Here is a 15,330-nt window from a genome sequence, read left to right on the forward strand (position 1 = left end):
TGCGGCCGGGAAGGGGTGTCGGACGTGGGAGGATTTGAGGTGGCGGGCCGGGGCCGCGCACCCGGTCGGGCCGTCGCCGTACGCGAGGAAACGCGTACGCAGGGCAGTACGAGGGCGCGAAACTGAGGAGCACCGTTGAGCAGGCTGCGTTGGCTGACCGCGGGGGAGTCCCACGGACCCGCACTAGTCGCGACGCTGGAGGGTCTTCCCGCCGGCGTGCCGATCACCACGGAGATGGTGGCGGACCACCTCGCGCGGCGACGGCTCGGCTATGGCCGCGGTGCCCGCATGAAGTTCGAGCGGGACGAGATCACCTTCCTCGGTGGCGTCCGGCACGGCCTCACCCTCGGCTCCCCGATCGCGATCATGGTCGGCAACACCGAGTGGCCCAAGTGGGAGCAGGTCATGGCGGCCGACCCGGTCGACGCCGAGGTGCTGGAAGGGCTCGCCCGCAACGCGCCGCTGACCCGGCCGCGCCCCGGCCACGCCGACCTCGCGGGCATGCAGAAGTACGGCTTCGACGAGGCCCGGCCGATCCTGGAGCGCGCCTCCGCGCGTGAGACGGCGGCCCGTGTGGCCCTCGGCGCCGTCGCCCGGTCGTACCTGAAGGAGGTGGCCGGCATCGAGATCGTCTCCCACGTCGCGGAGCTGGCCTCCGCCAAGGCGCCCTACGGCGTCTACCCGACCCCGGCCGACGTCGAGAAGCTGGACGCGGACCCGGTGCGCTGCCTGGACGCGGACGCGTCGAAGGCGATGGTCGCGGAGATCGACCAGGCCCACAAGGACGGCGACACGCTCGGCGGCGTCGTCGAGGTGCTGGCGTACGGCGTCCCGGTCGGCCTCGGCTCCCACGTGCACTGGGACCGTCGGCTGGACTCCCGCCTCGCCGCCGCGCTCATGGGCATCCAGGCCATCAAGGGCGTCGAGGTCGGCGACGGCTTCGAGCTGGCCCGGGTGCCCGGTTCCCAGGCGCACGACGAGATCCTCACCACCGACGACGGCATCAAGCGGGCGACCGGCCGGGCCGGCGGCACCGAGGGCGGTCTGAGCACCGGTGAGCTGCTGCGCGTCCGCGCGGCCATGAAGCCGATCGCCACGGTGCCGCGGGCGCTGCGCACGGTCGACGTGTCGACCGGCGAGGCGGCGCAGGCGCACCACCAGCGCTCGGACGTCTGCGCGGTCCCGGCCGCCGGCATCGTCGCCGAGGCGATGGTCGCGCTCGTCCTCGCGGACGCGGTGGCGGAGAAGTTCGGCGGCGACAGCGTGGCCGAGACCCGCCGCAACGTGCAGTCGTACCTCGACAACCTCGCGATCCGGTGAGCGCCGTGCCTGCGGTCGTGCTCGTCGGCCCGATGGGCGTCGGCAAGTCCACGGTCGGGCTGCTGCTCGCCGAGCGGCTCGGCGTCGGCTACCGGGACACCGACGACGACATCGTGGCCGCCGAGGGCCGCACCATCTCCGAGATCTTCGTGGACGACGGCGAGCCCGCCTTCCGCGCGATCGAGAAGCGGACGGTCTCCCAGGCGCTGGCCGAGCACGACGGCGTGCTGGCGCTGGGCGGCGGCGCGGTCCTCGACGCCGACACGCGCGCGCTGCTCGCCGGGCACCGCGTGGTCTACCTCTCGATGGACGTCGAGGAGGCCGTGCGGCGCACCGGGCTCAACGTCGCGCGCCCCCTGCTCGCCGTCGTCAACCCGCGCAAGCAGTGGCGCGAGCTGATGGAGGCGCGGCGGCACCTGTACGAGGAGGTCGCCACGGCCGTCGTCACCACCGATGGCCGTACGCCCGAAGAGGTCACCCAAGCAGCGCTGGACGCACTGGAGTTGAAGGAAGCATGAGCGAGGCAGTGACGCGGATCCAGGTCGGCGGCACGGCGGGCACCGAGCCGTACGAGGTCCTGGTCGGACGTCAACTCCTGGGCGAATTGGGCGGGTTGATCGGCGACCGGGTCAAGCGGGTCGCGGTCGTCCACCCCGAGGCGCTGGCCGAGACCGGCGAGGCGCTCCGCGCCGACCTGGCCGAGCAGGGCTACGAGGCCGTCGCCATCCAGGTGCCGAACGCGGAGGAGGCCAAGACCGCCGAGGTCGCCGCCTACTGCTGGAAGGCGCTCGGCCAGTCCGGCTTCACCCGCAGCGACGTCATCGTCGGCGTGGGCGGCGGCTCGACCACGGACCTCGCCGGGTTCGTGGCCGCGACCTGGCTGCGCGGCGTGCGCTGGATCGCGATCCCGACGACCGTGCTTGCGATGGTGGACGCGGCGGTCGGCGGCAAGACCGGCATCAACACCGCCGAGGGCAAGAACCTCGTCGGCGCCTTCCACCCGCCGGCGGGCGTCCTGTGCGACCTGGCCGCGCTGGACTCCCTCCCGGTCAACGACTACGTCTCCGGGCTCGCGGAGATCATCAAGGCCGGCTTCATCGCCGACCCGGTGATCCTCGAACTCATCGAGTCCGACCCCGAGGCGGCGCGCACGCCGGCGGGCCCGCACACGGCCGAGCTGATCGAGCGGTCGATCCGGGTGAAGGCGGAGGTGGTCTCCTCCGACCTCAAGGAGTCCGGACTGCGGGAGATCCTCAACTACGGCCACACGCTCGGCCACGCCATCGAGAAGAACGAGCGCTACAAGTGGCGGCACGGCGCGGCGGTCGCCGTCGGCATGCACTTCGCCGCCGAACTCGGCCGCCTCGCGGGCCGGTTGGACGACGCCACGGCCGACCGCCACCGCTCCGTCCTGGAGTCGGTCGGGCTGCCGCTGCACTACCGCTACGACCAGTGGCCCAAGCTGGTGGAGAACATGAAGGTCGACAAGAAGTCCCGCGGCGACCTGCTGCGCTTCATCGTCCTCGATGGACTGGCCAAGCCCACCGTCCTGGAGGGACCGGACCCGGCCGTTCTGCTCGCCGCGTACGGCGAGGTCGGCGAGTAGGTCCCGCGCTCGCCTCTCCCGCCCCATCTGCCGTGCAGGCGCGGGCACTTCGGACCGCCCCCGGTCGTTTCGTCCACACGACGACCGGGGGAGACACCGCCAGGGCGGGGCTCCTGCCACGCCCTTTACGCTGTGGGGGGAGAGCAGGGTCCGAAACCCGCTGTCGACGCGAACCGTCCGCCACGAGTGAGCTGAACGGGCGCGTCGGAGGTGTAAGGGCCCAGGGACACGAGATGGAGTGGCAACGGATGCAGCACGCAGTGGGGTCTCCGCTGCCGCCCCACCAGCCGGGGCAGGGACCGGCTGACGCCTGGTCGCAGGCGGCGCACCACCCGGGTCCGCACCACCCGGGAACCCCCCAGGTTCCCGCGCCCGCACCTGCGCCGCCACCGCAACCCCAGCCGCAACCGGGCTTCGCCGGGTCCCCGCAGGGACCCGCGTCGCCCGTCCCGCCCTTGCCCCCGTCGCACGCGCCCGCACCGCCTCCCGCGCCCGTCCCGCCCGCGGCCGACGCCACCGGTCATGTGCCGCTGCCGCCCGGCGGCCCCGTCGGCGCGCCCGGCGCACCGTCCGCCGGGTCCGCGGCCACCGCGACCGACCCGGCCACCAGCACCTTGGCCGTGCTGCTGATCGGCCCGGCGGGTGCCGGAAAGACGAGCGTCGCCAAGTACTGGGCGGACCACCGCCGGGTCCCCACCGCCCACGTCAGCCTCGACGACGTACGCGAATGGGTGCGCTCGGGCTTCGCCGACCCCCAGGCCGGCTGGAACGACCACTCCGAGGCGCAGTACCGCCTGGCGCGCCGCACCTGCGGCTTCGCCGCGCGCAACTTTCTGGCCAACGGCATCTCGTGCATCCTCGACGACGCCGTCTTCCCGGACCGCCCGGTCGTCGGCCTCGGCGGCTGGAAGCGGCACGTCGGCCCCGGCCTGCTCCCCGTCGTCCTGCTCCCCGGCCTCGACGTCGTCCTGGAACGCAACGCCGAGCGCACCGGCAACCGCCGCCTCACCGACGAGGAGGTCGCCCGCATCCACGGCCGTATGGCCGGCTGGTACGGCTCCGGCCTCCCGATCATCGACAACTCCCAGCTCGACGTGCCGGGGACGGCGCGGGTCCTGGACGACATCCTGGCGCGGTCGATGGCGAGCCCGCCGAGCTGGTAGCCGGTCCGGTCGGCGCGCGCCGCCACGGCGGTCCGTCGGCAGACGACCGGCAGAAAGCCGTTCGGCGCCCGTTCGCCCCGTCGCGTCCCCCGAACGGCACCGCCCCAACCGGCACAAACCGGCCACCGCTCCTAGGCTCGTCTCATGTCCGAGGTGTACGTGGCCCGCCGAGCCCGGCTGAGAGAACGCTGCAATGCCGGCGGCAGCCCTGCCGCGCTGGTGTCCCGCCCCGCCAACGTGCGCTACCTGGCGGGAGCCGCGCCGCACGGTGCCGTCCTTCTGCTGGGGAACCACGAGGACCTGCTGGTGTGCGCCGGTCCCCCCGAGGACCGCCCCTACGAGGGGCGGCCCGACGACACCCTGCGGCTGTACGTCCTGCCCTCGGCCGGTGACCCCGCCGCCACCGCGGCGGGCCTCGCCGCGGACCAGGACGCCGACACCCTCGCCGTCGAGGAGCACCACCTCACCGTGGCCCGGCACCGCGGCGTCGCCGCGACCGCGCCCCGGCTGCGCCTCGCCGACCTGGGCACGGCGGTCGAGCAGTTGAGGGTCGTCAAGGACGAGGAGGAGATCTCCTGCCTGCGGATCGGGGCCGAGATCGCCGACCAGGCCCTCGGGGAGCTGCTGGAGTCCATCCTGGTCGGCCGCACCGAGCGGCATCTCGCCCTGGAACTGGAGCGGCGCCTGGTCGACCACGGAGCCGACGGCCCGGCGTTCCCGACCTCCGTCGCCGCCGGTCCGCACTCCGGGCGTCGCGGCCACCGTCCCACCGACCGGCGCGTCGAGGAGGGCGACTTCCTGTCCGTCTGCCTCGGGGCGGCGTATCGCGGCTACCGCTGCGAGATCGGCCGCACCTTCGTCATCGGCACGTCGCCCGCCGACTGGCAGATCGAGCTGTACGACCTGGTCTTCGCCGCGCAGCGGGCCGGACGGGAGGCCCTGGCACCCGGGGCCGCCTTCCGCGACGTGGACCGGGCCGCGCGCCAGGTGCTGGGCTCCGCGGGCCACGAGGCGGCCCTCCAACCGCTGACCGGGCACGGTGTCGGACTGGAAATCGACGAGGACCCGCAGCTGGCCCCCGCGGCCATGGGTAAACTGGACGCTTGCGTGCCGGTCACCGTCGAACCGGGGGTCCACCTCCCGGGACGGGGCGGCGTCCGGATCGATGACACGCTCGTCGTACGCCCCGAGGCGGACGGCGGACCCGAGCTACTCACCATCACGACCAAGGAGCTGCTCGCCCTCTAGGCAAGGGCGCGCCCCGGGGTCGTCCACGTCAGTCCAGGAGATTCCGCAACCGTGGCTTCCACGAACGACCTCAAGAACGGCATGGTGCTCAAGCTCGAAGGCGGCCAGCTCTGGTCCGTCGTCGAGTTCCAGCACGTCAAGCCCGGCAAGGGCCCGGCCTTCGTGCGCACCAAGCTCAAGAACGTGCTCTCCGGCAAGGTCGTCGACAAGACCTTCAACGCCGGTGTCAAGGTCGAGACGGCCACCGTCGACAAGCGCGACATGCAGTTCTCGTACATGGACGGCGAGTACTTCGTCTTCATGGACATGGACACGTACGACCAGCTGCACATCGACCGCAAGACCGTCGGCGACGCCGCCAACTTCCTGGTCGAGGGCTTCGAGGCCGTCGTCGCTCAGCACGAGGGCAGCGTGCTCTTCGTCGAGCTGCCCGCCGCCGTCGAGCTGACCATCCAGGAGACCGAGCCCGGCATCCAGGGCGACCGCTCCACCGGTGGCACCAAGCCCGCCATCCTGGAGACCGGCCACCAGATCCAGGTCCCGCTCTTCATCACCACCGGTGAGAAGATCAAGGTCGACACCCGTACCAGCGACTACCTCGGCCGGGTGAGCAGCTAACCGTGGCCGCCCGCAACACGGCCCGCAAGCGCGCCTTCCAGATCCTCTTCGAGGGCGACCAGCGCGGCGCCGACGTCCTGACCGTCCTCGCGGACTGGGTCCGGCTCTCCCGGAGCGACACCCGGCAGCCGCCGGTGAGCGAGTACACGATGCAGCTGGTCGAGGGGTACGCCGAGAAGGCGGCCCGCATCGACGAGCTGATCGCCCAGTACGCCGTCGGCTGGACGCTCGACCGGATGCCGGTCGTCGACCGCAACATCCTGCGCCTGGGCGCCTACGAGCTGATCTGGGTCGACGAGACCCCGGACGCCGTCGTTCTCGACGAGGCGGTGCAGCTCGCCAAGGAGTTCTCCACGGACGAGTCGCCCGCCTTCGTCAACGGCCTCCTCGGCCGTCTGAAGGAGCTCAAGCCCTCGCTGCGCCGCGACGAGGCGTAACGCGACGAGACGCAAGAGGCCACGCATGCCGGAGGGCCCGCAGCGCGACTGCTGCGGGCCCTCCGGCATTCCCGTACCTCCGGGCCCTGCGAGGCCCGCAGAAAGCCGCCGGGGTGGCCGGAACCGTGAAGTTCCGGCCACCCCGGCGGCACGTTTCTGCTCTTGGCGTGAGCGGACTCAGCCCTCTTCGTGCGTGGCCACGGCGCGGCGCGCGTCCGCGTCCAGCACACCCCAGCTGATCAGCTGCTCGGTGAGGACCGAGGGCGACTGGTCGTAGATGACGGCGAGTGTGCGCAGATCGTCCTGGCGGATCGACAGCACCTTGCCGTTGTAGTCACCGCGCTGGGACTGGATCGTCGCCGCGTACCGCTGCAGGGGACCCGCCTTCTCGGCCGGCACGGTGGCCAGCCGCTCCAGGTCGAGGACCAACTTCGGCGGAGGCTCGGCGGCGCCGCCCGGAGTGGTGCCGGGCAGCAGCTCCTGCACGGGAACGCCATAGAAGTCCGCCAGCTCCGCGAGGCGCTGCACGGTCACGGCGCGGTCGCCGCGCTCGTACGACCCCACGACGACGGCCTTCCAGCGGCCCTGGGACTTCTCCTCGACACCGTGGAGGGAAAGGCCCTGCTGGGTGCGGATCGCCCGGAGCTTGGCCCCGAGCTGTTTGGCGTATTCGCTGGACATATAGCTCCCCGGACACTGTGTCGACGCGGCTGGCTTGGGTCCACGCCGCGCGGCTGGTAACTCACTGTGAGGTTACGCAGCGTGACTCTCTTGCGTCAAGCCGAATGGTCCACACCGACGCTTCCGCGGTCACCCCGGTCCACTGCGCCAAGGGGGTGATCGGGGGTGCTGAGGCGACCTGCTACCGTGGATGGCGCAAATCCGACGTCCTTTAAGGTCCGTCCCGTGAGGCGGAGAAGGAGGTCCGTTTCATATGGACACGCAAGCGTCCGATGCCAGGCCCGTTCTCGAAGGGCCCGACATCGCGCGGGTACTGACCCGCATCGCCCACGAGATCGTCGAACGCGCCAGGGGCGCCGACGACGTGGTGCTCCTCGGCATTCCGACCCGGGGCGTCTTCCTCGCCCAGCGGCTCGCCGCCAAGCTCGAGCAGATCACCGGCCGCACGATGCCGGTCGGCTCCCTCGACATCACCATGTACCGCGACGACCTGCGCATGCACCCCCCGCGTGCGCTGGCGCGCACCGAGATCCCCGGTGACGGCATCGACGGCCGCCTCGTCGTCCTCGTCGACGACGTGCTCTTCTCCGGCCGCACGATCCGCGCCGCCCTCGACGCCCTGAACGACCTCGGGCGCCCGCGCGCGGTGCAGCTCGCGGTCCTCGTCGACCGCGGCCACCGCGAACTGCCCATCCGCGCCGACTATGTCGGCAAGAACCTCCCCACGTCGCTGCGGGAGACGGTCAAGGTCCAGCTCGCCGAGGAGGACGGTCGCGACACCGTGCTGCTCGGTGCGAAGCCGGCCGACCAGTAGCAACTCCAGAGCGCACGGCTGCTTCGGCATGCCGACTCACGCCTGGTTTGCCCTGAATCTCCCCTTTGAACTGCCTTACGGAGCCTGACAGATGCAGCGTCATCTCATCTCGGCCGCCGACCTCACCCGCGACGACGCCGTCCTGATCCTCGACACCGCCGAGGAGATGGCCCGGGTCGCCGACCGGCCGATCAAGAAACTGCCGACCCTGCGCGGCCGCACCGTCGTGAACCTCTTCTTCGAGGACTCCACCCGGACCCGGATCTCCTTCGAGGCCGCCGAGAAGCGGCTGTCGGCGGACGTCATCAACTTCAGTGCCAAGGGGTCGAGCGTCTCCAAGGGCGAGTCCCTGAAGGACACCGCCCAGACCCTGGAGGCCATGGGCGTCGACGCCGTCGTCATCCGGCACGGCGCCTCCGGAGCCCCCTACCGCCTCGCCAACTCCGGCTGGATCGACGCCCACGTCATCAACGCCGGCGACGGCACGCACCAGCATCCGACCCAGGCCCTGCTGGACGCCTTCACCATGCGCCGCCGCCTGGTCGGCCCCGACGCGGGCCTCGGCCGGGACCTGTCCGGCCGGCGGATCACCATCGTCGGCGACGTCCTGCACAGCCGCGTCGCCCGCTCCAACGTCGACCTGCTGCACACGCTCGGCGCCGAGGTCACCCTGGTCGCCCCGCCCACCCTGGTGCCGGTCGGCGTCGAGAACTGGCCCTGTGAGGTGTCGTACGACCTCGACAGCACGCTGCCGAAGTCGGACGCGGTGATGATGCTGCGCGTGCAGCGCGAGCGCATGAACGCCGCCTTCTTCCCCACCGAGCGCGAGTACTCCCGGCGTTACGGCCTCGACGGCGACCGCATGGCCAAGATGCCCGAGCACGCCATCGTGATGCACCCCGGCCCGATGGTCCGCGGCATGGAGATCACCGCCGAGGTCGCCGACTCCGACCGCTGCACGGTCGTCGAGCAGGTCGCCAACGGCGTCTCCATCCGGATGGCCGTGCTCTACCTGCTGCTCGGCGGCAACGAACCCGCCGTCACCCACACTCGTACCGAGGAGAAGTAAGAAACATGAGCAAGATCCTGATCCGTGGTGCGAAGGTGCTCGGCGGCGAGCCCCAGGACGTCCTGATCGACGGCGAGGTCATCGAGGCGGTCGGCACCGGCCTGTCCGCCGAGGGCGCCGAGGTCGTCGAGGCCGACGGCAAGATGCTGCTGCCGGGCCTCGTCGACCTGCACACCCACCTGCGCGAGCCGGGCCGCGAGGACTCCGAGACCGTGCTGACCGGCACCCGGGCGGCCGCCTCCGGCGGCTTCACCGCGGTGTTCGCCATGGCCAACACCTTCCCCGTGGCCGACACCGCCGGCGTCGTCGAGCAGGTCTACCGGCTCGGCCGCGAGTACGGCTACTGCGACGTGCAGCCCATCGGCGCCGTCACCGTCGGCCTGGAGGGCAAGAAGCTCGCCGAGCTGGGCGCCATGCACGACTCGGCCGCCGGCGTCACCGTCTTCTCCGACGACGGCAAGTGCGTCGACGACGCCGTGATCATGCGCCGCGCGCTGGAGTACGTGAAGGCCTTCGGCGGTGTCGTCGCCCAGCACGCGCAGGAGCCGCGGCTGACCGAGGGCGCCCAGATGAACGAGGGCGTCGTCTCCGCCGAGCTGGGCCTCGGCGGCTGGCCGGCCGTCGCCGAGGAGTCGATCATCGCGCGGGACGTCCTGCTCGCCGAGCACGTCGGCTCCCGCCTGCACATCTGCCACGTCTCCACGGCCGGCTCGGTCGAGATCATCCGCTGGGCCAAGTCCCGCGGCATCCAGGTCACCGCCGAGGTCTGCCCCCACCACCTCCTCCTCACGGAGGAGATGGTGCGCACCTACAACCCGGCCTACAAGGTCAACCCGCCGCTGCGCACCGAGCGCGACGTGCACGCCCTGCGCGAGGGGCTCGCCGACGGCACGATCGACATCGTCGCCACCGACCACGCCCCGCACCCGCACGAGGACAAGGACTGCGAGTGGGGCGCGGCGGCCATGGGCATGGTCGGCCTGGAGACCGCGCTGTCGGTGGTCCAGGAGACGATGGTCGAAACGGGCCTGCTGGACTGGGCCGGCGTCGCCGACCGCATGTCCGTCAAGCCCGCGCAGATCGGACAGGCGGGGGGACACGGCCGTCCCGTCTCGGCAGGTGAGCCCGCCAACCTCACCCTCGTCGACGCGGCATACCGTGGCCCGGTGAACCCCGCGGGCTTCGCCTCGCGCAGCCGTAACACCCCGTACGAGGGGCTGGAGCTGCCGGGCCGTGTGACGCACACGTGGCTGCGGGGCAAGGCGACGCTCGTCGACGGGAAGCTCTCGTGACATCTCTCATCCTGCTGGCCGCCGAGAAGAAGTCGGCCGAGGTCACCGACTGGGCCGGCCGCATCGGCTGGGTCATCGGACTCGCACTCTTCGTCGCGCTCGTCTACTGGCTGATGCGCGAGGGCTGGAAGTGGCGCGGCACGCTCCAGGGCGACCTGCCCGAGCTCCCCACCGCGCCGGACGACCCGGGCCCGACGAAACTGAAGCTGAGCGGCCGCTACCACGGCTCCACCACCGCAGGGCAGTGGCTCGACCGCATCGTCGCGCACGGCCTGGGCACCCGCAGCCGGGCCGAGCTCACGCTGACGGACGCGGGACTGGACGTCGTACGCCCCGGCGCGAACGACTTCTTCGTCCCGGCCGCCGCCCTGCGCGAGGCCCGGCTCGACAAGGGCATCGCGGGCAAGGTCCTCACCGAGGGCGGACTGCTCGTCGTGACCTGGGCGCACGGCGACAAGCTGATCGACTCCGGCTTCCGCTCCGACCGGGCGGCCGAGCACCACGCGTGGGTCGACGCCATCAACTCCATGATCAACAGCAAGACCGAAACGGAAGGCGCACGATGACGACCTCCACACGGGGAGCCTCGAAGGTTCCCGCGGTACTCGTCCTGGAGGACGGCCGGATCTTCCGTGGCCGCGCCTACGGGGCCGTGGGGGAGACCTTCGGCGAGGCCGTGTTCTCCACCGGCATGACCGGCTACCAGGAGACCCTGACCGACCCCTCGTACCACCGCCAGGTCGTCGTGATGACCGCCCCGCACGTCGGCAACACCGGCGTCAACGACGAGGACCCCGAGTCCGGGCGCATCTGGGTCGCGGGCTATGTCGTACGCGACCCCGCGCGCGTGCCCTCCAACTGGCGGGCCAAGCGCTCCCTGGACGAGGAGCTGCGCCACCAGGGCGTGGTCGGCATCTCCGGTGTCGACACGCGCGCCCTGACCCGCCACCTGCGCGAGCGCGGCGCCATGCGCGTCGGCATCTTCTCCGGCAGCGCGCTGCCCGACGAGGGCACCATGCTCGCCGAGGTGCGCCAGGCACCCGAGATGAAGGGCGCGAACCTCGCCGCCGAGGTCGCCACCAAGGAGCCGTACGTCGTCCCCGCGATCGGCGAGAAGAAGTTCACCGTCGCCGCGGTCGACTTGGGAATCAAGGGCATGACCCCGCACCGCATGGCCGAGCGCGGCATCGAGGTGCACGTGCTGCCCGCGACCGCCACCGCCGAGGACGTGTACGCCGTCAACCCCGACGGAGTGTTCTTCTCCAACGGTCCCGGCGACCCCGCGACCGCCGACGGCCCGGTCGCCGTCATGCGGGAGGTGCTCGCGCGCAAGACGCCCCTCTTCGGCATCTGCTTCGGCAACCAGATCCTCGGCCGTGCGCTCGGCTTCGGCACCTACAAGCTGAAGTACGGCCACCGCGGCATCAACCAGCCGGTGCAGGACCGTACGACCGGCAAGGTCGAGGTCACCGCGCACAACCACGGCTTCGCCGTCGACGCCCCGCTCGACAAGGTGTCCGACACCCCCTACGGCCGCGCCGAGGTCTCCCACGTCTGCCTCAACGACGACGTGGTGGAGGGCCTCCAGCTGCTCGACCAGCCGGCCTTCAGCGTCCAGTACCACCCCGAAGCGGCAGCGGGCCCGCACGACGCCGCCTACCTGTTCGACCGCTTCGTATCCCTGATGGAGGGCCAGCGTGCCTAAGCGCACCGATATCCAGTCCGTCCTGGTCATCGGCTCCGGCCCGATCGTCATCGGCCAGGCCGCTGAGTTCGACTACTCCGGCACCCAGGCGTGCCGCGTCCTGAAGTCCGAGGGCCTGCGGGTCATCCTCGTCAACTCCAACCCGGCGACGATCATGACCGACCCGGAGATCGCCGACGCGACCTACGTCGAGCCGATCACCCCGGAGTTCGTCGAGAAGATCATCGCCAAGGAGCGCCCCGACGCGCTGCTGCCCACCCTGGGCGGCCAGACCGCGCTCAACACCGCCATCTCGCTCGCCGAGGCCGGCACCCTCGACAAGTACGGCGTCGAGCTGATCGGCGCCAACGTCGAGGCGATCAACAAGGGCGAGGACCGCGACCTGTTCAAGGAGGTCGTCGAGGCCGTCCGTCAAAAGACCGGCCACGGCGAGTCCGCCCGCTCGGTCATCTGCCACTCCATGGACGACGTCCTGGGGGGCGTCGAGACGCTCGGCGGCTACCCCGTCGTCGTCCGCCCCTCCTTCACCATGGGCGGCGCCGGCTCCGGCTTTGCCCACGACGAGGAGGAGCTGCGCCGCATCGCGGGCCAGGGCCTCACGCTCTCCCCGACCACCGAGGTGCTCCTGGAGGAGTCCATCCTCGGCTGGAAGGAGTACGAGCTGGAGCTGATGCGCGACAAGCACGACAACGTCGTGGTCGTCTGCTCCATCGAGAACTTCGACCCCATGGGCGTGCACACCGGTGACTCGATCACCGTCGCCCCGGCGATGACGCTCACCGACCGCGAGTACCAGATCCTGCGCGACGTCGGCATCGCCGTCATCCGCGAGGTCGGCGTCGACACCGGCGGCTGCAACATCCAGTTCGCGGTCGACCCCGAGGACGGCCGCGTGATCGTCATCGAGATGAACCCGCGCGTCTCCCGTTCCTCGGCCCTCGCCTCCAAGGCGACCGGCTTCCCGATCGCCAAGATCGCGGCGAAGCTCGCCGTCGGCTACACGCTCGACGAGATCCCCAACGACATCACCGAGCAGACCCCGGCCTCCTTCGAGCCGACGCTCGACTACGTCGTGGTCAAGGCCCCGCGGTTCGCCTTCGAGAAGTTCCCGAGCGCCGACTCCACCCTCACCACGACCATGAAGTCGGTCGGAGAGGCCATGGCGATCGGCCGCAACTTCACCGAGGCCTTCCAGAAGGCGCTGCGCTCGCTGGAGAAGAAGGGCAGCCAGTTCACCTTCGTCGGCGAGCCGGGCGACAAGGCCCTCCTCCTCGAAGAGGCCGAGCGCCCCACCGACGGGCGGATCAACACGGTCATGCAGGCCATCCGCGCGGGCGCCACGCCCGAGGAGGTCTTCGAGGCCACGAAGATCGACCCCTGGTTCGTGGACCAGCTGTTCCTGATCAAGGAGATCGCGGACGAGCTGGCCGAGGCGCCCGAACTCACCGCCGACCTGCTGGCACAGGCCAAGCGACACGGCTTCTCCGACACGCAGATCGCCGAGATCCGCGGCCTGCGCGAGGACGTCGTGCGCGAGGTGCGGCACGCCCTCGGCATCCGTCCGGTCTACAAGACGGTCGACACCTGCGCCGCCGAGTTCGCCGCGAAGACGCCGTACTTCTACTCCTCCTACGACGAGGAGACCGAGGTCGCGCCCCGCGAGAAGCCCGCGGTGATCATCCTGGGCTCCGGCCCGAACCGCATCGGCCAGGGCATCGAGTTCGACTACTCGTGCGTGCACGCGTCCTTCGCGCTGTCCGACGCCGGGTACGAGACTGTGATGGTCAACTGCAACCCGGAGACGGTCTCCACGGACTACGACACCTCCGACCGCCTGTACTTCGAGCCGCTCACGCTCGAGGACGTGCTGGAGGTCGTGCACGCCGAGCAGCAGGCCGGACCGGTCGCCGGTGTGGTCGTCCAGCTCGGCGGCCAGACCCCGCTCGGCCTGGCGCAGGCGCTCAAGGACAACGGCGTCCCGATCGTGGGTACGTCGCCGGAGGCGATCCACGCCGCCGAGGACCGCGGCGCCTTCGGCCAGGTCCTCGCCGAGGCCGGTCTGCCCGCGCCCAAGCACGGCACGGCGACCACCTTCGCGGGGGCCAAGGCCATCGCCGACGAGATCGGCTACCCGGTCCTGGTGCGGCCCTCGTACGTGCTCGGCGGCCGCGGCATGGAGATCGTCTACGACGAGACCCGCCTGGAGTCGTACATCGCCGAGTCCACCGAGATCAGCCCCTCCCGGCCGGTCCTGGTCGACCGCTTCCTCGACGACGCGATCGAGATCGACGTCGACGCACTGTACGACGGCGAGGAGCTCTACCTCGGCGGTGTCATGGAGCACATCGAGGAGGCCGGCATCCACTCCGGCGACTCGGCCTGCGCCCTGCCGCCGATCACGCTCGGCGGGCACGACATCAAGCGCCTGCGCGCCTCGACCGAGGCCATTGCCAAGGGCGTCGGCGTGCGCGGACTGATCAACATCCAGTTCGCGATGGCCGGCGACATCCTGTACGTCCTCGAAGCCAACCCGCGCGCGTCGCGTACGGTCCCCTTCACCTCGAAGGCGACCGCGGTGCCGCTCGCGAAGGCCGCCGCCCGCATCTCGCTCGGCGCGACGATCGCCGAGCTGCGGGCCGAGGGGCTGCTGCCGGCCCAGGGCGACGGCGGGACGCTGCCGATGGACGCGCCGATCTCCGTCAAGGAGGCCGTCATGCCGTGGTCGCGCTTCCGCGACATCCACGGCCGCGGCGTCGACACCGTGCTCGGCCCGGAGATGCGCTCCACCGGCGAGGTCATGGGCATCGACTCCGTCTTCGGCACGGCGTACGCCAAGTCGCAGGCGGGCGCGTACGGTCCACTGCCGACGAAGGGCCGCGCCTTCATCTCGGTCGCCAACCGGGACAAGCGCTCGATGATCTTCCCGGCGCGTGAACTCGTCGCCCACGGCTTCGAGCTGCTGGCCACCTCCGGCACCGCCGAGGTGCTCAAGCGCAACGGCATCAACGCCACGGTCGTGCGCAAGCACAGCGAGGGCGAGGGCCCGAACGGCGAGAAGACCATCGTCCAGCTCATCCACGACGGCCAGGTCGACCTCATCGTCAACACGCCGTACGGCACCGGCGGCCGCCTCGACGGCTACGACATCCGTACCGCCTCGGTGGCGCGTGGCGTCCCCTGCCTGACCACGGTGCAGGCGCTCGCCGCCGCCGTGCAGGGCATCGACGCCCTCAACCACGGGGGCGTGGGCGTCCGTTCACTCCAGGAACACGCCGAACACCTGACGGCAGCCCGCGACTAGCAGCCCCGAGGGGGACACCGGAAACGGTGTCCCCCTCTTCATGAGGACCCCTCTTGACGAGGACTCATGAGGACCC

General features: G+C 71.2%; 14 protein-coding genes. 13 read left to right on the top strand and 1 reads right to left on the bottom strand.

Annotated features, from left to right (window positions below):
- Positions 1-135: 135 nt before the first annotated feature.
- The 7 genes from aroC (at position 136) to nusB (ending at position 6,392) form a co-directional block, all read left to right on the top strand.
- Complete coding sequence (gene aroC, locus ABZ910_RS21820; RefSeq protein WP_361367476.1) at positions 136-1,320, top strand: chorismate synthase; 1,185 nt, start codon at positions 136-138, stop codon at positions 1,318-1,320.
- Complete coding sequence (locus tag ABZ910_RS21825) at positions 1,317-1,838, top strand: shikimate kinase (protein WP_361367479.1); 522 nt, start codon at positions 1,317-1,319, stop codon at positions 1,836-1,838. Before aroC ends, ABZ910_RS21825 begins: the two co-directional genes overlap by 4 nt.
- Entirely contained in the window at positions 1,835-2,926 is a 1,092-nt protein-coding gene (gene aroB / locus ABZ910_RS21830) for a 3-dehydroquinate synthase (RefSeq protein ID WP_361367482.1), read from the top strand. Before ABZ910_RS21825 ends, aroB begins: the two co-directional genes overlap by 4 nt.
- A 248-nt stretch (positions 2,927-3,174) precedes the next feature.
- A complete protein-coding gene (locus ABZ910_RS21835; RefSeq protein WP_361367485.1) occupies positions 3,175-4,089 on the top strand; it encodes a Pro-rich N-terminal domain-containing protein in 915 nt (304 codons plus the stop codon).
- A gap of 144 nt (positions 4,090-4,233) precedes the next feature.
- Complete coding sequence (locus ABZ910_RS21840) at positions 4,234-5,337, top strand: aminopeptidase P family protein (protein ID WP_361367487.1); 1,104 nt, start codon at positions 4,234-4,236, stop codon at positions 5,335-5,337.
- 51 nt (positions 5,338-5,388) lie between these two features.
- Positions 5,389-5,955 carry an elongation factor P gene (efp, locus tag ABZ910_RS21845; protein ID WP_361367490.1) on the top strand — a complete coding sequence of 189 codons (567 nt, stop codon included), beginning with the start codon at positions 5,389-5,391 and terminating at the stop codon, positions 5,953-5,955.
- Positions 5,956-5,957: 2 nt separating this feature from the next.
- Positions 5,958-6,392: a transcription antitermination factor NusB gene (gene nusB, locus ABZ910_RS21850; protein ID WP_361367492.1), complete on the top strand. Its 435-nt coding sequence runs from the start codon at positions 5,958-5,960 to the stop codon at positions 6,390-6,392.
- Between the two features lie 177 nt (positions 6,393-6,569).
- Here nusB and bldD read toward each other — a convergent pair whose 3' ends face one another.
- Positions 6,570-7,073 carry a transcriptional regulator BldD gene (gene bldD / locus ABZ910_RS21855; protein ID WP_010046440.1) on the bottom strand — a complete coding sequence of 168 codons (504 nt, stop codon included), beginning with the start codon at positions 7,071-7,073 and terminating at the stop codon, positions 6,570-6,572.
- Between the two features lie 253 nt (positions 7,074-7,326).
- On the opposite strand from bldD, the gene pyrR reads away from it, so the two are divergent.
- The 6 genes from pyrR (at position 7,327) to carB (ending at position 15,254) form a co-directional block, all read left to right on the top strand.
- The gene (gene pyrR, locus ABZ910_RS21860) at positions 7,327-7,887 is read left to right on the top strand and encodes a bifunctional pyr operon transcriptional regulator/uracil phosphoribosyltransferase PyrR (protein ID WP_361367495.1); all 561 of its coding nucleotides are present in this window, start codon (positions 7,327-7,329) and stop codon (positions 7,885-7,887) included.
- A gap of 91 nt (positions 7,888-7,978) precedes the next feature.
- A complete protein-coding gene (locus ABZ910_RS21865) occupies positions 7,979-8,956 on the top strand; it encodes an aspartate carbamoyltransferase catalytic subunit (protein WP_361367497.1) in 978 nt (325 codons plus the stop codon).
- A gap of 5 nt (positions 8,957-8,961) precedes the next feature.
- Positions 8,962-10,248 carry a dihydroorotase gene (locus tag ABZ910_RS21870; protein WP_361367500.1) on the top strand — a complete coding sequence of 429 codons (1,287 nt, stop codon included), beginning with the start codon at positions 8,962-8,964 and terminating at the stop codon, positions 10,246-10,248.
- A complete protein-coding gene (locus tag ABZ910_RS21875; RefSeq protein WP_361367503.1) occupies positions 10,245-10,814 on the top strand; it encodes a hypothetical protein in 570 nt (189 codons plus the stop codon). Before ABZ910_RS21870 ends, ABZ910_RS21875 begins: the two co-directional genes overlap by 4 nt.
- Complete coding sequence (carA, locus tag ABZ910_RS21880; RefSeq protein WP_361367506.1) at positions 10,811-11,953, top strand: glutamine-hydrolyzing carbamoyl-phosphate synthase small subunit; 1,143 nt, start codon at positions 10,811-10,813, stop codon at positions 11,951-11,953. The genes ABZ910_RS21875 and carA overlap by 4 nt, the downstream gene beginning before the upstream one ends.
- Complete coding sequence (gene carB, locus ABZ910_RS21885) at positions 11,946-15,254, top strand: carbamoyl-phosphate synthase large subunit (protein WP_361367509.1); 3,309 nt, start codon at positions 11,946-11,948, stop codon at positions 15,252-15,254. The genes carA and carB overlap by 8 nt, the downstream gene beginning before the upstream one ends.
- Positions 15,255-15,330: the final 76 nt, after the last annotated feature.

Source organism: Streptomyces sp. NPDC046805 (assembly GCF_040645355.1).
GTDB lineage: Bacteria > Actinomycetota > Actinomycetes > Streptomycetales > Streptomycetaceae > Streptomyces.

Coding starts and splice junctions, on each gene's coding strand:
- ABZ910_RS21835 (WP_361367485.1), top strand. CDS start 3,175: ATGCAGCACGCAGTGGGGTCTCCGCTGCCGCCCCACCAGCCGGGGCAG.
- ABZ910_RS21865 (WP_361367497.1), top strand. CDS start 7,979: ATGCAGCGTCATCTCATCTCGGCCGCCGACCTCACCCGCGACGACGCC.
- bldD (WP_010046440.1), bottom strand. CDS start 7,073: ATGTCCAGCGAATACGCCAAACAGCTCGGGGCCAAGCTCCGGGCGATC.
- pyrR (WP_361367495.1), top strand. CDS start 7,327: ATGGACACGCAAGCGTCCGATGCCAGGCCCGTTCTCGAAGGGCCCGAC.
- ABZ910_RS21840 (WP_361367487.1), top strand. CDS start 4,234: ATGTCCGAGGTGTACGTGGCCCGCCGAGCCCGGCTGAGAGAACGCTGC.
- ABZ910_RS21870 (WP_361367500.1), top strand. CDS start 8,962: ATGAGCAAGATCCTGATCCGTGGTGCGAAGGTGCTCGGCGGCGAGCCC.
- aroB (WP_361367482.1), top strand. CDS start 1,835: ATGAGCGAGGCAGTGACGCGGATCCAGGTCGGCGGCACGGCGGGCACC.
- carA (WP_361367506.1), top strand. CDS start 10,811: ATGACGACCTCCACACGGGGAGCCTCGAAGGTTCCCGCGGTACTCGTC.